The following is an 18257-nucleotide window of genomic DNA, read 5'->3' as shown; positions in this document are numbered from 1 at the left end:
ATGCCTCCTGGTTAGGCGGGTAATGCACAGTGCCGTTGATTATAGTGGAAGGCCGCCCCGTTGCGTCAGATTTCAATGGGAATATCGGCACCGCGGGAGTGAACGACCTGTTCGGTGGTATCGCGCATCCACTGGAGCGGGTTGTCCTGGGTGCTGAGGAACGTGTGGCGCGCCACCAGCTCGTCGCTGTAGTTCTCCAGGGCGTACACCGCATGGGCCCCGTCCTCAATATGGTTCACGAGGGGAATCCACCGCACATTCTGAATGGTGACCGGCCCCTGCTCGGCGGCCCCGTCATCACCCACTCCGTCGCCGGTCGCGCCGGCATCGGGCGGCGCCTCAGCCCCCTCCTCGTCCGGCCCCGCGCCTTCCGCTGCCTCGGCGCCCGCAGGGGGCTCGCGCACGAAATCGCAGGCAAGCATACCGGCCAGCTCGCTTTCCAGATGCGGCGTATCATGGGTGCTCTTGAAGTCGCCGAGAGCGTAGGCCACCAGCGTCTTGTGGCCGCCCGACCCTTCCACCCATTCCACGGGGCCGATGACATGGGGGTGCGACCCCAGCACGATATCGACGCCCAAGTCGGCGAACAGCTGGGCGTAGGCCAGCTGCTGCTCGTCGGGCTCCATCTGCTTCTCGGTGCCCCAATGGGCTGCGACGACGACCACATCGGCCAGCTCATGGGCCTGGGCCACCTGAGAGCGGATGCGGTCCTCGTCCAGGAAGCTCACGGCGTAAGAGGGAATATCGTCGGGCTCGAAGCCATTCAGCCCATAGGTGTAGTCGAGCAGGGCGAAGGTGATGCCCTCGCGCTCCACCACGGGAATGGAGTCGGCCTCCTCCTGGGAGGTGGCGGTGCCGGTGAAAGCCACGGGCTTGGTGTTCCACAGCTCGCGGGAATGCTCCACGGCCCCGAAGTTACCCCAGTCGTAGCAGTGGTTTGATGCGGAAGCCACCAGGTCGAATCCAGTGTCCACCAGAGCATCGGCCAAGTCGTCGGGGGCGTTGAACGAGGGGTAGCCCTGCACGCCCAAATCGTCGCCGCCGAGGTGTACCTCCTGGCTCACGAAAGCCAGGTCGGCCCCCTCGATATAGGAGCGCACCGGCGCGTAGATGGGCCGGTAGTCGTAGGTGCCATCGCCGGTCTCGCCGGCCAGGCTGTCGGCGTAGGCCCCCAGGGTCTTCTCGGGCAGGTTGTCTCCCACGGCCACGAAGGACACGGTCGGGCCGAGGGGCTCGCTCGCCATCTCGCCGGACAGCCCCGTGTCAGACAAGGCTGCGGGCCGAGCGGCGCACGAGGCGACGGAGGACACGACCCACCACAGCAGCAGGGCCGCGACGGCAAAAACGACGAGGCGCGGGCCCAGGCCGCTCTTCCCCGCCGGAGCCCCGCCGATGGCCCCGGGCACGCCGAAGGGCCCCATGCTTCCCAGAGATGAGTGGCCCCGGCCTCCCACGTAGATACTGCGGCGCCGCGTCGGACCCGGCCGCCGATGATGTCGCTCCACGGCCGCTCCTTCCCCATTGCCGCGCATAGCCCCTGGGGCTTGTCGTTCCGGCCCATTATACGCTTTCTGACGCGGTCGTCCCCGCAGATCGGCAGACGACCTTCGCAGGAGAAGCGAACACCCGAAGCCAGCCGAGGCGCGCCCTCGCAACCCCAATTGCTCGTCGATCAGATCGAGACCTTCGCCGCAGCCGACCGTTCCCTTCTCGCCTCGTTGATCGACGTGTCGGCCGCAGAGGCAACGGGAGTCGCCTGAGACCCCTCCTCGCGCTTTTCTCTTGAAAACGACCGAAGGGGGCCTCGCTCCTGATACCATGGTGGCCGTACAAAGGAAGCGCCCGGCGCTTCAACGCGAGAAAGAAGGTTCCCATGGCCAATGCCCTGCTTGCAAAAGACGCCGCCGACACCTGCGTCCTGGTGACGGGAGGTGCCGGGTTCATCGGCAGCCACACCGTCGTTGAGCTGCTAGAGCAAGGCTACCAGGTTGTCATCGTAGACGACCTGAGCAATTCCAGCCGCGAGGCCGTGCGGCGCGTGGGGGAGATCACCGGCATTGCCCCCGTATTCGCCGATGAGGGCACCGTCGCCAACACCGCTGGACCCTCGCTCACGTTCTACGAGGCGAGCATTCTCAACCGTGCGGCTCTGGAGGCCATCTTCGCGGCCCATGCCGTAGACGTCATCATCCATTTCGCCGGCTTCAAAGCCGTGGGCGAGAGTGTGGCCAAGCCGCTGGAGTACTACTGGAACAACATCACGGGCACTCTAGTGCTGGCCGATGTGGCCCGCGAACACGGCTGCAAGAACATCGTGTTCTCGTCGAGCGCCACGGTGTATGGCGAGCCGGAGTTCATCCCCATCACCGAGAGCTGCCCGAAGCACGATGCCACCAATCCCTACGGCTGGACCAAGTCCATGCTCGAGCAGATCCTGTCCGACCTGTACACGGGGGACAACGAGTGGAATATCGTGCTTCTGCGCTACTTCAACCCCATCGGCGCCCACGAGAGCGGCCGCATCGGAGAGGATCCCAAGGGCATTCCGAACAACCTGCTGCCCTACGTGGCGCAGGTAGCCGTGGGAAAACTGGAATCCGTGGGCGTGTTCGGCGACGACTACCCCACCCCCGACGGCACCGGCGTGCGCGACTACATCCACGTGGTCGATCTGGCCCGGGGCCACGTCGCTGCCCTGGACTGGATGGCCGGGCGCGTGGGCACCGGCGAGGCGGCGGGTGTGGGCTCCGTGGCCGGCAAGCCGGCCGAAGACGGCAGCCGTCGGGGCGTGGGCATATTCAACCTCGGCACGGGCACCGGCTCCTCGGTGCTCGATGTCATCCGCGCCTTCGAGAAGGCCTGCGGTCACGAGATTCCCTACCGCATCATGGCCCGGCGCCCCGGCGATATCGCCGCGTGCTATGCCGACGCCTCCAAGGCCCGCGACGAGCTAGGCTGGGTAGCCGAGTACGACATGGCCCGTATGTGCGAGGACGGCTGGCGCTGGCAGTCCCAGAACCCCGACGGATACGGGGATGCCTCTTGAGCAACCGAAGCCCGCTCCTCTCACCCTATTGGGACGGTCCTCGGCCGTCCCTCTTTTCTCTCCTCCCGTCTCCACGGACAAGGATCGCCGCCAAAGTTGCGCCCAAGCTGGCCCCCAGGGTGTCGGTGAGCCAGTCAGCGGGATCGCACAGGCGGCCGGGAACGAAAGCTTGGTGCAGCTCATCGGTGATGCCGTAGGCGCTGGCCAAGGCCATGGCCGCCAGGACCCCCCACCAGTGGGGACGACCCGGAACCGTCAGCCTCACGGCCCGAAACAACAGCATCCCAAACACGAGGTACTCGCAGAAATGCGCCGCAACGTTCACGATGTCGGAATCTTCCCCGAACGCGGGAGCTGCCAAACTCACCAGCCAGCCCTTGACCGCAGCCAAGGGGCCCGTGCCCGAGAAATCGCTGCCCGCATGGGCCGACATGAAGAAGATGAGCGCCGCCCACAGGGCGACGAGCGCCCAGGAGAGTATGAGCTTTCCTCGCGGGGTCACGGCTATGCGACCCCAGGAGCCAATGCGGCAATCTGCGCGGGTTCGCTCACCAGTCGGTCGGGTGCCCAGCCCTCGGCAGCGAAGTCGGCCGGATCGTGGTAGCCCCAGGCCACGCCCACGGCATAGCACCCGGCGTTGCGGGCCACGTGAATATCTCCCGGCGAATCGCCCACGTACACCGTGCGCGCAGGCGTGCTCCCCAGCTCCTCGATGGTCGCCAGCAGACCCTCCGGCGCGGGCTTGCGCGGGAAGTTCCGCACACCGCCCTCGCCGTGGGCCGTGTCCACTGCGCCCGGCAAGCACTTGTCCACAATGAACGTCACGCCCCGGTCGAACTTGTTCGAGAGAATGCCCAGCTTGCAACCGCGCTCACGCAGGGCAGCCAGCAGGGCGACAACGCCCGGGTAGGGCTTCGTGAGGTCGTTGGGATAGGCGTCGTAGGCCTCTTTCCACCGCGCGAGGCACGCATCGGCCACTGCCGGCGGCGTGTCGGCGGGCACCGCCTGATAGATCAGGGCCGCCGCGCCGCTGCCCACGTAGGAGTTGATCTCCTCGCGAGTATGCGTGGGCATGTCGAACTCGGCGAGCACATCGTTGGTGAGCACCATGAGGTCGTCGAGGGTGTCGAGCAGGGTGCCGTCCAAGTCGAAGATGAACGTATCAAAGGGCGGCTCGAGGGCCAGGGTCTTCATTTCTTCAGCAGCCATGGGAATGGGGCTCCTTTGCGTGGGGTCGTGCAGTCATCCTCCCTAGGAAACCACGAACGGGCCGAGGCCTCCACCGTGCCCTCCAAACTGTTATCGGGGCCACATAATTGTAACGGTTTCCCCAGCCCTCTGGCCCCAAGCCTCCTCGGCTGGTAGCGTGAGTCCATCCACTGACGAAGAGGAGTGCCCTCATGGAATCCCCGAAACCGGAACACGCACCCGCACCGACCATGCCAGCCGCTTCCAAGCGCGTCGCCCTCATCACGGGTGCCTCCTCCGGCCTCGGACGCGAGTTCGCCCGTCAGCTGGACAACCTGCAAGTGGCCGACGAACTGTGGCTCGTAGCCCGGGATCAAACGGCCCTGAACGCCGTGGCGTCCTCCCTTGACACACCGGCTCGTCCCCTCGCCGCAGACCTCACCGATCCGGAGGCCATAGAGCGCCTGCGCACCCTTCTGGCCACCGAGCGGCCCCCGGGTCACCTTCCTCGTGAACGCCGCCGGCTTCGGCAAGTTCGGCGACTGGCAGGCCATTTCCGATCATGCCGTGGACGCCATGGTCGACCTGAACTGCCGGGCCCTGGTGGACGTCGCCTGCGCGAGTCCTCAGGCAGCGGCCCTGCGCCTCATCGGAAAAGTCGTGCCCAGCTGCATCACCATGGCAGGATGGAACCTCCTGCGGCGCCTCTAGATGCCCAGAGGAGCCTAATCGGCCCAGGCAAACAGGGCATCCCCGGCGCCGATCTCGAAATGGCACTGGGCGATACCGAGGTCCATTTGGGTGAACGGCCCGCGCCGCGTCGTCGCCCTCACCAAAGGCGCGCCCGCCTCCGTCTCGCCGGCCAGGGCAAAGGAGAACTTCTGCTGGTTTAGCGCCGTGGGTGCCAGCAGAGCCGCATCCACCCCGCGCTTAAACCAGTCGGGGGCATCGCTGTGGCCCGCGGCCACCTCCTGAGGAGCCTTGGACTTGCGGGGCGCGCCCTGGGTCGCACCATAGCCCAAGGCCACCACGGCAGCCAGCCTCTCCCCCAGATCCACGTTGTAAGCGCGATTCACCACCTTGTAGGTGCCGCCCACCCAGCAGCTGTTCAGGCCGAGCGATTGGGCCAGTAGCACCAGGCGCTCGCCGTAATACCCCAGAATACCGTCCAGCTCCTTGCATTCAGGTCCGATAAGCGCCAGGTAGTTGCGCACCCCTGTGAAATTCACGAGACGCGCTTTGAAGCCGGAAAAGGCTCGCGGCTCGTTCAGCACCAGTTGGATATTCAGGTTCGCTTCCTCGCTCACGGCATCAATGGCCGCCCGCAGAGTTTCGACGGCTGCCCCGTCGAGGGGCTTCTCCGTGTAGCTGCGCACCGAATGCCGCGCCTCGATAGCCTCCATCGGCGTGAGCTGCCCCGCCCACCAAAGGTCGACTCCGCGCACGTCTTCACTCAGCATCCCAACGCCCATAGCTCACCCTTTCAACGGTTTTTCCGCAGGATAGCACAATCACAGCTGGCGGCGCGGTGGCCTTCGAGAAGAGCTGACGGCAGGAGCATGCGGCTGCACTCCCTGCAGGTGATGAGATAGTACGCGCCCAAAAGCGCGACGGTAACCCCCACGACTCCCGCCACAATGAGGGGAAACTGCGCGCTGCCCAGCACGGAGGCCACAAACGCCACCAGGGCCAGGCCGAAGATGTCGTGGACGAGCGCAAAGACCAGCGGCGCCGCGAAGCAGGTGCCGACCTGGGACCGGATGCTCTTCCGCATCGCGGACGCATCGCAGCCCAAATTCCCGAGCAGTTGGTAGGCCTTCCGGTCGTCGGCGGCGCCGGCAAGTTGCTGCAGGGCCAACACGGCGGCGGCCGCGATCAGGAACGTGATCCCGTAGAAGATGCCGATGTAGCCGATGGGGGCCAGCGTCAGATCGCTCAGCCGCCCAGATCCGTCCCGCATGCCGACGCTGAACGCGAGCCCGGCGACCATCATGCAGACCGCCACGGCCACAAGTGCGCAGGTGCATGCCATCGCGTTCGCGTTGAGGGACATGCGGGCCTGCAGCTGGCGCAGGTCGAAGAGGCGCAGGCCCGCTAGAAGCCGCTCGGGCCGACGGTACGCGCGGGCCGGCCGCCTGATGGCCCAAACCCGGAAGAGCATGCCGGTGGCCAGCACGGCGGCGACCCCCATGGGCAGAATCCACACGATGAACTGCGTCGGCTGGAACAGGCAGGAGCCCCAGACGACGGCAAGCAGGACTGCCGCAAGCGACGTCTGGAGGCCCATGGAAAGCCGGGCGGCCCCCTTCGGCTGTTCGGGCGCGCTGTCGGCATCCAGCAGTTCGACCAGCGAATGCTTGCGCAGGCTCCGAACCTCCAAGACCAGGGCGAGCGCCATAATGCCGGCGAAGCATGCCGCAGTCCAGAGGGCGGCGTCGGCCGAGAAGACGAGCAGGGGCTGCCAGGCAGCATCGAAGACAAATGCGGCGATAGCGCCGAAGAGGGGAGAGGCGAGCGCTCCGGCAAGCACGCCGACCCCAAGCGCGACCACAGCGGCGGCGCATCCCTCGTAGACCAGGATGCGAGCCATGGTCGCCGGCTCCATTCCCATGATCCCGTAGGTGGCGAACTCTCGGGAGCGCCGCCGCAGGATGAAACGGTTGGCGTAGGTTACCAAAAAGGCAAAAACAAGCGCTGAGAACACCGAGAACGCCTGGGTGACCATGGAGGCGGACCCGTAGATGTCGCGCTGGTCGGCGGTGAGGTCGAGGGACAGGAGGTAGTCGCCCGAAGCCGTGAAGGAGTACAGCAGGCAGGCCGCGAAGGCCAGCGTGGCGAAGTATACCGAGTAGTCGTGCACCGAGCGCAGCACGTTGCGCATGGCAAGCTTCAAGATCATGGGCGGCTCCAATCCAAGGGTGGAACCAGCCTAAGGGAGGGGACTTCCTCCCGCCATCGATTCGCCTTACGCGCGCCTAACGATTTTGCAAGGTTCCCCGACAGCCCTTCGGCGGGGAAGTGAAGTGCTCGGGCTTGACAGTTTTTTGACTTTCCCGTCTTATGATTCGTAAGATTGGAGGCGACAGCATGACCCAAAAGATTCTCGTGGTTGATGACGAGCCCATGCTCACCGACCTGCTGGACGCGCACCTGACCCAGCGCGGATATTTGGTTTGCAAGGCTAACAACGCAGAAGAGGCCCTGGCGAAGCTGGGCTTGAAGCCCGACCTTATCTTGCTGGACATCGGCATGCCGGGGACAGACGGGCTGCAACTGTGCCAGACCATCAGGAACCACATAGGCTGCCCCATTTTGTTTCTTACGGCGCGTATCGCCGAGCAGGACAAGATTGACGGCCTTGCAGTCGGCGGAGACGACTACATCACGAAGCCCTTCAGCCTGCGAGAGCTGACGGCGCGCATCGAGGCGCACCTGCGCCGGGAGGCCCGGGGACGCCAGACATCGGAAGTGGTGGCCGCGCAGGGCCTTCTCATTAATCGGTCCCAGCGGAAGGTGTTCGCCGGGGATCGGGAAATAGCCTTCTCGAAGCGCGAGTTCGACATCTTGGATTTCCTGGCATCCCATCCCAACCAGGTTTTCGACCGCGAGCGCATTTACGCGGCGGTATGGGGTATCGACGGCCAAGGGGATGCCAGCGTCGTCAAAGAGCACGTGCGCAAAATACGCCAGAAGCTCTCGGAGGCCTGCGGCAGCGAGCCCATTGAGACGGTTTGGGGAATGGGGTACCGGTGGAAGGCATGAAGAAGAAGTCCCTCAAAGGCGAGTTCGCCCGAACCGTGGCGGTGACCATGCTCGCCGTTGCTCTGGCCAGCGGCCTCGCGATCTTCGGCTGCAGCCAGCTGCAGAAATCCATCCTGCCAGATTCCAACGAGGCGTGGCTCACCCAAAGGATCACTGCTGCCGACGGCACGGTCTCGGAAGCGACCACCCGAGTTGAGATCGGCGGACAGGCGCAGTCGCTCGGCCGTCTTGTCCAGGACGGCGCGGAAGGCGATCCCGACCAAACGGCGAGTTACACCATCGACCGCATAGACTCGAGCTTCTCGATGCTCACGGATAAGGCGAAGGCCTCCTACCGCGCCTCGCAGGTGGCCATGGTCGGGCTGCCGCTTCTCTTCGCCATCCTCGGCATCGCCCTGGCGGGGCAATGGTTCTACCGGAAGAAGCTGGAGCCTCCCATCCGCGCGCTCGCCGACGCGACCGCCCACGTCCGCCGCCAAGACCTCGACTTTCGGGTGCGCTGCGCTTCCGCCGATGAGTTGGGCCAGCTCTGCGTTGCCTTCGAGAGCATGCGCCAGGCCCTCGTCGACAACAACCGCCTTCTGTGGGACATGCTGGAAGAGCGCCAAGCCCTCCAGGCATCCGTGGCCCACGATCTGCGCAACCCCATCGCCATCATGGGAGGCTATGTGGAGCACTTGCAAGAAAGCCGCAAGGCGGGCCTTCTGACCGAGGAGGAACTCGACCGAGCACTTGCCAACCTGGAATCCGCCGCCGACCGCATGGGGCGCTACACCGAAGCCATGCGCGAGGTGGGAGCCATCGAGGAGGTGGAGGTTCGCCCCGAAGAGGTAAGCCTTCCGGGGTTTCTGGAGGGGCTGGGCGATTCTTTGGCCGTGCTGTGCCGCGGCAGTTCCGCGCAGCTGACCTGCCGCATCTCCGTGCCGGAGCGCACAGCTGTCTTCGACGGCGAACTTCTGTGCCGCATTCTCGAAAACCTCGTGGGCAACGCCCAGCGCTTCGCCCACCGCGAGATCGTCCTTGAGTTCCACCTGGAAGGGGAACTGCTAGCGGCCACGGTAACCGACGACGGCCCCGGCTTCTCAGAGACAGCGCTCCGAAAGAGGGACGCCTTGTTCTTCACCGAGGATGCCTCCGGCGGCCATTTGGGGCTGGGGCTTACCATGAGCCGGATATTCTGCAGGAAGCTGGGAGGATCCTTGGAGCTGTCGAACGGCGATACGGGCGCCTGCGCAAAGGCGCTGATTGCCGTCAATCGCCCCCAAGGAAGCGTTGGGAAAAGCTAGCGCAAAACCGCCGCCGTCGATCTTCACCAGCGCTCCTTCAGCATCGCTGAAATTTTTCGCCGCTTGACCGGTTTTTGACTTTTGCGCCCTAGGCTGGAGCAGAAGATGCAAAGGAGGTCCTGTATGCGAATGAAACCTATTTTGGCCATGCTGCTGGGGGCGGCTCTTCTGCCTATCTCCGCCTGCAGCGGTTACGACATTCCGGAAGAAGTTCCCGCACCTGCGCAAAGCGATGCGTCGAACCCCTTCGAGGAAGCCCAGGACGACGCGAGCCTTATGGCCATGCTCAGCCACGAGGCCGCCAATCCGCCCCTGTCCGACAGCGGTGAGCGGGAGCCGTTTCCCTACGATGGCGGAGAGTTTCGCCTGGACTATCGCTTTTCTGTCAGCGGAGACCTGGAAAGTGTAGGGTTTCTCCTGTTCTTGGACGGGAAACCCCAGCCCTACCGCATCGACGGCCAATCGTCCGATTATGCCTTTTGCCATACATTCGATGCGGCAGAGGATCAAGACATTGCCTTCCTCTTCGAGCCAGTGGCCGGGCACGGCGGCGACACGCTGAACCTGACTATCGTCAGCATCACGAACCCCGACTTCCAGCCGGACATGGAAAGCACGTCCAGCTACGGGTGGTATCACAACGCACTTTCCGCCAGTGTGGAGATGCGCTTCAACGCCGACCCCCCTTCGTCTGCCGCCACGGCGCCGAACCCGGTGGAGGCTCTTTCCTCCTGCAGCGTGCACGAGGAAAAGGTCACGGCCCGGTACCTGGAGAACGACCTGGCCCAGGCGGGATGGCCGGATATAACCATGGACACGCTGGACGACGGGATCTATTACACGCTCACCCTCGATGGCGACACGGTGTTCGACAACCTTCCCCTTACCGAACCGGTAGCCGTGCGCTTCACCCTGTGCGGCACTCCCGGCGCGCGTTACCACATCTCCTTTTTCCTCGATCACCAGCCGACGGCGATGAACGGAGAGGCATCGAGCGCCGTAGAGCTGAGCAAAGGGGGCGTGGCCGTGGTGGAGGGCGTCATCGACCCGTCCCTGTTAGGGAAGCTCAGCACGTTCTACTGCGTGGCGGTGCCTGCCGACAACGCGGGCACACCCTTCTTCAAAACCAACTCGATACTGCTCTTCCAGGAGGCCTAGATCATGAGAAAAGTACTTTGCGCCGCACTGGCCCTGTCGCTGCTTGTCCTGGGAGCCTGCAGCGCGCCTGCACCAACGGACAACTCCGAAAAGGCGACGCCGGAAACACCGGCCGCCCCGCTGCCGGCCTCCGATGTCATGAAGGACGATGACCCCGCCCAAACGTCAGGCTCCTTCGCTTTCGACAGCGCTCTTTTCCAGGGAAAGCTGACGGGCTGTTCCTATGCCCAGGCGGGCACGTTGCTCGTCTGCGCTGATGAGCTGTACCTCTACGATACCGCCTCCGGCACGGTGCTGGCCCACTGCCCGGCTCCGGCACCGATGCGAGACTTCGGCGCAGCACCGTTCAAAGACGGCATCGTCCTCACGGTTATGGGCGATGCGGGGGCGATCGCGTACATCTACGACAGCGAGTTGAAGCTGGAAGAAACTCTGGCGCTGGAAGAGCTTCTGTCCGGCGATCCGGTGGTCGATCCCGGCTGTGTGGCGGCGTCGAGCGACGGGAATCGGCTGGCCATCGCAGGCCTTAGCGCCCTCTACCTTTACGACCGCCCGGCCGGCCAGCTGACTACCCTGCTCGACACTGCCCAAGGTATCGGCGGCTCCAGCTGCATGGCGACCTCGCTGAACGGCGCCGCATTCACCCCCGACGACGACCGCGTGGCCTTCTTCGGCGACGGCTTTTCCTCCGAAAGCGGAAATGGCGAAGACAGCGCGCCGGTATGGGGAACCATAGGCACCGACGGCAGCGAGCTTGAGCTTGACTGGCTGGAATCGGAGGGCGTGGAGGAAATGCTGCGAGCCGACGGCCGGCTGTTCTTTCCCCCGGCGATTTCCCATGTCGACGGGAGCCTTCCCTGGGTCGATGCGGCAAGCGGCGCCGCGCATCGGCTCGCCTTTTCCGCGAGCGACGAGGGAGGCGACGGCGTCTACGTGTCCGAACAGGGCAAATACGTCGCCACCGCCGAACTGGGCGACGCGCTCGTCGTGCGGGTCTATGCCGTTGACTCCGGCGAGCTTGTGGCCACCGAGACTATCGAGGTGGACGACTCCCGCTATGTGGGGCGCATTCCCCAGGTGATCCTTCTAGACGATGCGCAGGCCGCCATCGTGCTTCTGGGCTGCGGCATAGAGGAAATCGACACGGCAGTCGCCACGTTCAGCTTCGGAGCCTAGCATGGAGATTCGGTTCGATAACGTAGCGAAATGCTACAAGGGCAAGTACGCCCTCAAAGACTTTAGTGCCACGCTGGGCGAAGGCGTCTTCGGGCTGCTGGGCGAAAACGGCGCCGGGAAGACGACGCTCATCAGCATCCTCGTGGGCATCTTGCGCGCCGACGGCGGGACAGTGAGAGCCGATGGGCGCGACGTTGGGGCGCAGGGCCGCGCGTTTCTGGCCGATTTGGGCTATATGCCGCAGTACCCGGTCTTCTACCGCGACTTCACCGTGGGGGATTTCCTCCTCTACATGGGAGCGCTGAAGAGCCTGTCCCCGGCTTTGGCGCGAAGCCGCGCGGCGGAATTGCTGGACACCGTGAATCTGTCCGACGCGCGGGACAAGAAGATCGGCGCCCTTTCGGGGGGCATGCGCCAAAGGCTCGGCATTGCCCAGGCCATGCTATCCGACCCGAAGGTCCTGGTGCTGGACGAGCCCACCGCCGGCCTGGACCCGGGCGAGCGCATCCGCTTTCGCAACCTTATCTCCCGCTTCGCCCCTGGGCGCACCATCCTTCTAGCCACCCACATCGTGCCCGACGTTGAGTGCATTGCCACGGAAATCCTGCTGCTGCGCCGCGGCAAGCTGCTCATGCAGGGAGCCCCGAGCGCACTGGAGCAGAGCATCGCGGGCAAAGTGTGGGAGGTAACGGCGGACCTGGAACAATCCCGGCGGCTGGCCGAACGCTGCTGCATCGGCAACATGAAACAGGACGGTGCCCTCTTCTCGCTTCGTATCGTCAGCGACGAGTGCCCCTGTGCGGGGGCTCGGCCAGCGCGACCGAACCTGGAAGACGTGTTCCTGTATTTCTGCCAGGACGGCGATGCACCATGCGCCTAGTCTGGTACGAATTCGCCAAGCTTTTCTGTCGGCGATCAGTTCTCGTGCTCTTCGTCCTGTTCAGCGTTATAAACCTGGCCAAGATCTACAGCGAGTGGGATGCCTATTCGTTTCTGGCCGACGGAAGCGGCGAGCGCAGCTGGCACACCGTCCACTGGCAGCTCTACGACCAGTATCAAGGCCCCATTACGCCCGAAAAGGTGCAGCAGCTGCTGGCGACGTGGCAGCCTTTGGCCCAGGCCACGGCGGACATGACCGCCAGCACCGCCACCGACGACGCCAACTCCCTGACGGGAAACCTCTACAGCGATCGGAATCTACTGGAGAAGTATTTCGTCGATCCCATGCAGTATTGCTACGAATATGGTGACCGTGCTGCATCGGTGGCGGAAAAGGCGCGCCAGAACGCCGAGGCCGCAGCTCAGGCCGGGGCCTTGTACCAACAGCGGGAAAGCGCCGCCCTGTACCAGATCTACGCCGGTCGCACCGTGCCCGACTTCGCCTACACGGAGATGGCCAACTACTACCTGAACTACGACTTCTCCCTCGTTCTCGTGCTGCTTCTGGGACTCTACGGCGTGGCCGGCACCTTCGTGGAGGAGCGGGAAACGCAGATGGACCGGTTGCTGCTCACGAATCCCAATGGCGGCAGCCGCACCGCTCTCGCGAAGCTGATGGCAGCCAGCGGGTTTTTGCTGCTGGTGACCATGTGGTTCTCGCTGCTTGACCTGGCGGGCTTCGGGGCCGCCTTCGGCACCTTAGAGGGCTTGGATTTGCCGGTGTACGCCATCCCCAGCTTCGCCGAGGCACCTATCGACCTCAGCGTCCTCCAATTCGCGGTGCTGGCGGCGGCGCTGCGAAGCGTCGGACTCTGGGCTTTGGGCATGGTCTGGCTTGCAGTGTCGCTGCGGGGCAGAAACGCCCTCATTCCCCTTGTCGTTAACTTCGCGCTCACCGCCGTGCTCGTCATCGGCGGCGCGAGCGCGGCCTATTCCCACTTTGTCTGGGCGAAAGCGCTCGATCCCTATTCACTGCTGGCGGGCCGCCCCCTCCTGGCCCAAACGGAGTTTCTGGACATCGGCGGCTTCCCCGTCCTGTCCTGGCAGGCAGCGCTCGCAATCTCCCTGGTTGCGGGGCTCGTCGTTGCCGCAGCCATCTATCTGCTTTCGCCGCGAAACACCTACTGCCCCATAAGGAGGTTGCAATGATGGTGCTCGCCTACGAATGGAAGAAGCTCATGATCGGGCAGCGAGGGCTAGCCTGTCTGCTGGCGGCCCTGGTGGTCAGCGGGGTCTGGCTGGCGGCGACCGAACAGCCCCAGAACATCGCCATGCAAGAGCACCGATCCGATTACGTCTGGTGCCTGGAAAGGCTGGACGGGGCGTTGAACGACCAGAAGGAGGCCTGGCTTCAAGACGAGAGCGAGGCCATCACGGAAGCGAAAGCCGCCCGTGCCGAAGCGCAGGAAAGCTACTACAGCGGCCTCACCTCGGCTGAAGATTACGAAAGTACGGCGGCCCAGGCCGGGGAGGTGCTGGCCCACGAGCGGGGCTTCGACGCCGCCTTCCAGCAGTACCTCTATGTATCGGAGAACCCGACCAACCGATACTTCCTTGAGACGAACGGCTGGGCCGGGCTTCTCTCTGTCCAGACGCTGGATTTCGCGGTGCTGCTGGCCGTCTTGTATCTGGCCGCCGCGGCTTTCTGCTCGGAATACGCCTGCCAGATGGACGCGCTTTTGCGCACGACCCCCGAGGGCCGCACAAGCGCCCGGTGCAAGGTGCTCATCGTCATCGGTTCCGCCGTTGCCCTTTGTGTCGCGCTCTCCCTTCTCCAGCTCGCGTTCTTCGCGGTGAAATACGGGCTGCCCCACGGGGACTATCCCCTCCAGAGCGTTCCGCTTTTCGGCACCAGCGAGAAGAGCCTCTCCCTTGCAGAGGCGTTCGTAGCGGCCGCCGCCCTCCGTTGCTTCGGCGCGGTGATGCTCGCGGCCTTGCTCCTCTTCGCCTCGGTTATAGTGAGGAAGTACGCACTGACGGCTCTTATCGGCGCCGCTGCCACCCTCATCCCCCTCATCGGACTACCGGAGCAATTCATCTTCCGCCTGCCCCTTCCCCTGCCGTTCTTGCTGGCGACGGGATTCTTGGAGGGCGGCCGCTTTGCTCAGGGCGACGGAGGGGAGGCAATCGCCGTGTTTGCCGAAGTGTCCCCGTGGGAATTCGCGCTGGTGACGGGAATTTCGGCGGCGCTTACGATGCTCGCGCTGTACGGAACGGTGCGGCGCAGCACGAACTGCTGGCTCTTGGAGAGAAGGCCCCGCTTCGGCAGCAAGGCAAAGCCCGCGGCCGCCCTTCTGCTTGCCGTCGCTCTTCTGCTGCCCGTAACTGGATGCTCTTCCGAAGCCGCCGAAACCGTGGTCTACAACTCTGCCGCCCAAAGCGTGGCAGGCGACGGCTTTGCCGTGGCGCTCGACGACGAAACCCGAACCTACACCTTAGAACGCGAAGGTGCCGCAACGATGGCCGTGGAAACATCGCCGCTTTTCGGCGCCTTTTCGGACGGGGAGTCCGTGACGGGCGCCTATGTGGCCGGCTCTTGCATTTACTACCTCACTTCGCGAACCCAACAATACATCGACCGGGTTGGTAATTACAACAGCACGTTCACGCAGTTCAGCATCGTGCGCCTTAATGCGGACACGCTGGAGCGCCACGTGATTTTCGAGCAGATCGCCGACAGCGACCGCTCCCTGCTGGGAATCGACTACACGGTCGGCGATACCTGGGCGTTTCTTCCGGATTGCCGCAGTTTTTTCCTGAACGACCGCAGTTTCTTTTTCGTGGTGAACGATAAGATCGTCGAGGTGGATCGAGCCACGCGGTCGGTGCAGACGCTCGCCATCCCCGCCAGCGGCAACATAGCCTTCGACGGTCGCGCCATTTACTTTGTAGACGAGGATTCTCGGCTCCAAGCCTACGACACCCAAACCCGGGAAGTTGCTCCCGTGGGAAACATCGTCGCCCGCAGCTTCTGTCTCACCGAGGACGGCCTTTGCTTCGTCAACCGCCTGGACGGCGATGCAGTCTGCGCCTGCGCCAAAGACGGCTCCGATGCTGTGATGGTGTTGGAAGGGCCTGCCCTGTCGGTCGATTATGAAGGCGGCGAGCTCTCCGCCACTCTGAAATCGGATGGTCGAACGGTTCCAGTTGAGTTATGACGAGCGGTTTCCCTATGCGCAACTGACCCAACGCGTGCTGCCTGCCCTCTCTTGCGCCCCGAGGGTGAAACGATCTTCGTGTTCATTTCTTACCTCATTTCCTTTTTTCCGAATCGAAGCACCGACAATGAGAGGAACGCCGCGAAGAGCAGCGCCGCGAAGAGGACGAACGGGAACGGCTGGAACGCGGTCGATGCCATTCCGGCCGTGAAGTCATGGAGCGAGCACGAGACGAGGTAGCCGCTATAGCAGTACGGATAAGCTATCCAGGCGGGGGTGTTCGCGACGAGAACGCCCGGGATGACGAGAAGCAGGTTGAGCCCGACGGTGATGAGGGGCTTCTCGAAGACCACCGTTATCGCCCACATGGCGGCAACGGCGGGCAGCATGGTCAGGAAAAGGCCCGCGCAGGACTTCAGCAGGTAGCCGATGGGCAATGTCTCCTGCACCCCCATCATCTGGGTGGCGATGAGCCCGACGATCACGAAGACCGCGAAGAACACGGCGATCTCCATGAGAAGGAAGAACGCGACGACCACGAACTTCGCCAGGGAGAGCTTGTAGCGGCTGACGGGGAGCGCGAGCATCTTCAGGATGCCGTTGTGCGACGTCTCCCTGCCCGCAATCATCACGCACACGACGATCATGCTGAGCGGGAGCAGGTAATACGCGTACACGAGCGCGCTCTGGACGAACATCGCGGGCCATGCGTTTGTGTACTCGGGGGTGAAGTAGCGGCTCAAGTTCGCCACCCCCGATACGACCACGAGGATGGGCGCGATGAAGATGAGCGGGACGATCTTCGACCTGCGCACCTTCATGAACTCGATTCCGATAAGGCTTGTAAATCCCATAACTGCCTCCTACTCGTAGCGCTCGCGGCCGGAAAGCCAGAGCCCGGCCGCAAGGAAGATGACCGTCTGCGCCGCCGAAACCGCGATGGCCAGGAAGTCCGGCTGGGCGCTCATGGCGATCGCCGGCTTCAGCATCAGGACAAAGGGGTGGGCTAGGACGAGGGGCGAGTCGACGCTGGCGAGCGCCATGGCGCTCAAGAAGCCCGCCACGCCTATGCCGAGGGGTATCCACATGTTCTCGATGCGCGACGACACGAGCAGCATGAGGGTGAGAACGGGCATGCTGGTGATGAGCGAGTAGCCGGCGAAGGCGATCACAGCGCCAGGATCGTACGCCCCTTCGGGCAGGCTGCTCGCTCCGATCAGGGCGAGCACTCCGTTCTGCATCGCGACCGCTGTGAGCAGCCCAACAGCGAGGATGAGGAACTTGCTCACGTACATCGAAGGCATCTTCATGGGCATCACGAGCATCTTCTTGATGGCATCGCCCCTGAACTCCATGCCGTAGATCATGCACGCCGCCACGATGACCCCGAACATGTTGATGACGACGATCATCCCGTAGAGCTGCGTGAGCAGGATGTCCATCGGGTCGAGCGGCATGCCGAGCAGCGCCTCTCCGCGGACGAGGAAGTTCGCGCATGCGTAAAGGGCTCCCAAGACGCCGATCGCCAAGAGCACGAAAACGATGCCCGTCCTGCGCTCTTTGCGCAGCTCGATCGACAGCGCGCTCATAGGACGGCCCTCTGCTTCCGCAAGAGGTTGTCCTGCTCTATCATCGCCAAGAACAGCTCTTCCAGGTTCTCGGCGGCGTAGCCCGAGGCAAGCGCCTGGGCGCGCAGGTTGTCGAGGCTTCCCTCGTAGAGCATCGTCCCATGGTTCAAGATGCCGATATCGTCAGCCACAAGCTCGATCTCCGACAGCATGTGGGAAGAGACGAGCACCGTGCAGTCGAAGGCCTTCGGCAGCGATTTGACGAGGTTTCTGATCTCGTGTATTCCGGCAGGGTCCAGGCCGTTCGTCGGCTCGTCGAGGATGAGGATCGGAGGCCTTCCAAGAAGGGCCTCGGCAAGCCCCAGCCGCTGCTTCATGCCAAGCGAGTACTTCTTCGCGAGGCGGCCGCCGAACTCCGACAGGCCCACGAGTTCCAGGGCCTCGTCCACGGAGCTCGCAGGCAGGCCCAGTATCCTCCGGATGATATCGAGGTTCTCCCTTCCGGTGAGGTTGGCGTAGTAAGAGGGGGACTCGATGAAGGAGCCGACCTCCTTGAGGATCGCCACCCGGCTGTCCGGAAAGCGCATACCGCCGATCTCGAAGGTGCCCGATGTGGGCGCCGTGAGGCCGAGCAGCATCTTCATGGTCGTTGACTTTCCCGCTCCGTTGGGCCCGAGGAACCCGTAGATGCTCCCCTTCCGCACATGCATTGAGACATCGTTGACGGCGACGAAGTCCTTGTAGCGCTTCGTCAGATTGCGGGTCTCGATGCTGAGAGGATGGCGCCCCGAACGCCCTGGTTGCGCATGTTTCATCGTTGCTCCTTTCGACGGAGATCAAGGTATTCGCCCCGCCTGACATTCCTCGATTGCGCACCTGACTTTTTCCTTACTTTCGCGTACGGCCCAGGCGCGGGACTGTATTCTGTACAGTGGATAGGTTTGAGAAAGGCACCTCGTGGATTACGCTCTCTTGC

The 18257-nt window shown here is 63.8% G+C and carries 17 protein-coding genes and 1 pseudogene; 10 read left to right on the top strand and 8 right to left on the bottom strand.

From position 1 onward, the window contains the following. Nucleotides 1-65 precede the first annotated feature (65 nt). Nucleotides 66-1505 carry a CapA family protein gene (locus F8D48_RS00210; protein ID WP_240806147.1) on the bottom strand — a complete coding sequence of 480 codons (1440 nt, stop codon included), beginning with the start codon at nt 1503-1505 and terminating at the stop codon, nt 66-68. Between the two features lie 368 nt (nt 1506-1873). On the opposite strand from F8D48_RS00210, the gene galE reads away from it, so the two are divergent. Beyond that, nucleotides 1874-3046: a UDP-glucose 4-epimerase GalE gene (galE, locus tag F8D48_RS00205; protein WP_151429483.1), complete on the top strand. Its 1173-nt coding sequence runs from the start codon at nt 1874-1876 to the stop codon at nt 3044-3046. Between the two features lie 25 nt (nt 3047-3071). Here galE and F8D48_RS00200 read toward each other — a convergent pair whose 3' ends face one another. Further along, entirely contained in the window at nt 3072-3548 is a 477-nt protein-coding gene (locus tag F8D48_RS00200; protein WP_151429482.1) for a VanZ family protein, read from the bottom strand. Between the two features lie 2 nt (nt 3549-3550). Beyond that, nucleotides 3551-4255, bottom strand: coding sequence for an HAD family hydrolase (locus F8D48_RS00195; protein WP_240806146.1), 705 nt, complete (start codon nt 4253-4255; stop codon nt 3551-3553). Nucleotides 4256-4446: 191 nt separating this feature from the next. Here F8D48_RS00195 and F8D48_RS12200 point away from each other — a divergent pair. Together F8D48_RS12200 and F8D48_RS11530 are read left to right on the top strand one after the other, a co-directional pair. Next, nucleotides 4447-4689 (top strand): annotated as a pseudogene (locus F8D48_RS12200) (SDR family NAD(P)-dependent oxidoreductase); the annotation flags it as partial. 55 nt (nt 4690-4744) lie between these two features. Continuing rightward, nucleotides 4745-4945, top strand: a complete 201-nt coding sequence (locus F8D48_RS11530) for a hypothetical protein (RefSeq protein ID WP_170272664.1) — start codon at nt 4745-4747, stop codon at nt 4943-4945. Between the two features lie 14 nt (nt 4946-4959). On the opposite strand, the gene F8D48_RS00185 is transcribed toward F8D48_RS11530, so the two are convergent. Then, entirely contained in the window at nt 4960-5706 is a 747-nt protein-coding gene (locus F8D48_RS00185; protein ID WP_205717297.1) for a nitroreductase family protein, read from the bottom strand. Nucleotides 5707-5717: 11 nt separating this feature from the next. Beyond that, nucleotides 5718-7133 (bottom strand): FtsX-like permease family protein, encoded by a 1416-nt coding sequence (locus tag F8D48_RS00180; RefSeq protein WP_151429480.1) that lies wholly within the window; start codon nt 7131-7133, stop codon nt 5718-5720. 188 nt (nt 7134-7321) lie between these two features. Between F8D48_RS00180 and F8D48_RS00175 the strand changes: the two genes are divergently transcribed. The 7 genes from F8D48_RS00175 to F8D48_RS00145 all read left to right on the top strand — a co-directional run bounded on the left by F8D48_RS00175 (nt 7322) and on the right by F8D48_RS00145 (nt 15713). Next, the gene (locus F8D48_RS00175; RefSeq protein ID WP_135971327.1) at nt 7322-7996 is read left to right on the top strand and encodes a response regulator transcription factor; all 675 of its coding nucleotides are present in this window, start codon (nt 7322-7324) and stop codon (nt 7994-7996) included. Then, complete coding sequence (locus F8D48_RS00170) at nt 7993-9282, top strand: sensor histidine kinase (RefSeq protein ID WP_240806156.1); 1290 nt, start codon at nt 7993-7995, stop codon at nt 9280-9282. Before F8D48_RS00175 ends, F8D48_RS00170 begins: the two co-directional genes overlap by 4 nt. 129 nt (nt 9283-9411) lie before the next feature. Then, nucleotides 9412-10440, top strand: a complete 1029-nt coding sequence (locus F8D48_RS00165) for a hypothetical protein (protein ID WP_151429478.1) — start codon at nt 9412-9414, stop codon at nt 10438-10440. A 3-nt stretch (nt 10441-10443) separates the two neighbouring features. Then, on the top strand, nt 10444-11616 hold the full coding sequence (locus F8D48_RS00160; RefSeq protein WP_151429477.1) for a WD40 repeat domain-containing protein: 1173 nt from the start codon (nt 10444-10446) through the stop codon (nt 11614-11616). Between the two features lies 1 nt (nt 11617). After that, nucleotides 11618-12496, top strand: coding sequence for an ATP-binding cassette domain-containing protein (locus F8D48_RS00155; protein WP_151429476.1), 879 nt, complete (start codon nt 11618-11620; stop codon nt 12494-12496). Then, entirely contained in the window at nt 12487-13704 is a 1218-nt protein-coding gene (locus F8D48_RS00150; protein WP_151429475.1) for an ABC transporter permease, read from the top strand. Before F8D48_RS00155 ends, F8D48_RS00150 begins: the two co-directional genes overlap by 10 nt. Continuing rightward, nucleotides 13701-15713 (top strand): ABC transporter permease, encoded by a 2013-nt coding sequence (locus F8D48_RS00145; protein ID WP_151429474.1) that lies wholly within the window; start codon nt 13701-13703, stop codon nt 15711-15713. Before F8D48_RS00150 ends, F8D48_RS00145 begins: the two co-directional genes overlap by 4 nt. Before the next feature lie 89 nt (nt 15714-15802). Here the strand turns inward: F8D48_RS00145 and F8D48_RS00140 are convergent, their stop codons facing one another. From F8D48_RS00140 to F8D48_RS00130, 3 genes are read right to left on the bottom strand one after another with little or no spacing between them, the layout of a single operon-like run. After that, nucleotides 15803-16567: an ABC transporter permease gene (locus tag F8D48_RS00140; RefSeq protein WP_028027741.1), complete on the bottom strand. Its 765-nt coding sequence runs from the start codon at nt 16565-16567 to the stop codon at nt 15803-15805. A gap of 9 nt (nt 16568-16576) precedes the next feature. Further along, nucleotides 16577-17302 (bottom strand): ABC transporter permease, encoded by a 726-nt coding sequence (locus F8D48_RS00135; protein ID WP_151429473.1) that lies wholly within the window; start codon nt 17300-17302, stop codon nt 16577-16579. Further along, nucleotides 17299-18096 (bottom strand): ABC transporter ATP-binding protein, encoded by a 798-nt coding sequence (locus F8D48_RS00130; RefSeq protein WP_151429472.1) that lies wholly within the window; start codon nt 18094-18096, stop codon nt 17299-17301. The genes F8D48_RS00135 and F8D48_RS00130 overlap by 4 nt, the downstream gene beginning before the upstream one ends. Nucleotides 18097-18257 lie beyond the last annotated feature (161 nt).

Origin of the sequence: Adlercreutzia muris (assembly GCF_008831045.1) — a bacterium.
In the GTDB taxonomy this organism is placed as follows: Bacteria; Actinomycetota; Coriobacteriia; order Coriobacteriales; family Eggerthellaceae; genus Adlercreutzia; species Adlercreutzia muris.
This window is presented reverse-complemented; position numbering and strand designations above follow the sequence as displayed.

Excerpts from the sequence above, each read along its gene's own strand:
- galE (WP_151429483.1), top strand. The coding sequence starts at position 1,874 with ATGGCCAATGCCCTGCTTGCAAAAGACGCCGCCGACACCTGCGTCCTG.
- F8D48_RS00195 (WP_240806146.1), bottom strand. The coding sequence starts at position 4,255 with ATGGCTGCTGAAGAAATGAAGACCCTGGCCCTCGAGCCGCCCTTTGAT.
- F8D48_RS00185 (WP_205717297.1), bottom strand. The coding sequence starts at position 5,706 with ATGGGCGTTGGGATGCTGAGTGAAGACGTGCGCGGAGTCGACCTTTGG.
- F8D48_RS00180 (WP_151429480.1), bottom strand. The coding sequence starts at position 7,133 with ATGATCTTGAAGCTTGCCATGCGCAACGTGCTGCGCTCGGTGCACGAC.
- F8D48_RS00175 (WP_135971327.1), top strand. The coding sequence starts at position 7,322 with ATGACCCAAAAGATTCTCGTGGTTGATGACGAGCCCATGCTCACCGAC.
- F8D48_RS00170 (WP_240806156.1), top strand. The coding sequence starts at position 7,993 with ATGAAGAAGAAGTCCCTCAAAGGCGAGTTCGCCCGAACCGTGGCGGTG.
- F8D48_RS00165 (WP_151429478.1), top strand. The coding sequence starts at position 9,412 with ATGAAACCTATTTTGGCCATGCTGCTGGGGGCGGCTCTTCTGCCTATC.
- F8D48_RS00160 (WP_151429477.1), top strand. The coding sequence starts at position 10,444 with ATGAGAAAAGTACTTTGCGCCGCACTGGCCCTGTCGCTGCTTGTCCTG.
- F8D48_RS00155 (WP_151429476.1), top strand. The coding sequence starts at position 11,618 with ATGGAGATTCGGTTCGATAACGTAGCGAAATGCTACAAGGGCAAGTAC.
- F8D48_RS00150 (WP_151429475.1), top strand. The coding sequence starts at position 12,487 with ATGCGCCTAGTCTGGTACGAATTCGCCAAGCTTTTCTGTCGGCGATCA.
- F8D48_RS00145 (WP_151429474.1), top strand. The coding sequence starts at position 13,701 with ATGATGGTGCTCGCCTACGAATGGAAGAAGCTCATGATCGGGCAGCGA.
- F8D48_RS00140 (WP_028027741.1), bottom strand. The coding sequence starts at position 16,567 with ATGGGATTTACAAGCCTTATCGGAATCGAGTTCATGAAGGTGCGCAGG.
- F8D48_RS00135 (WP_151429473.1), bottom strand. The coding sequence starts at position 17,302 with ATGAGCGCGCTGTCGATCGAGCTGCGCAAAGAGCGCAGGACGGGCATC.
- F8D48_RS00130 (WP_151429472.1), bottom strand. The coding sequence starts at position 18,096 with ATGAAACATGCGCAACCAGGGCGTTCGGGGCGCCATCCTCTCAGCATC.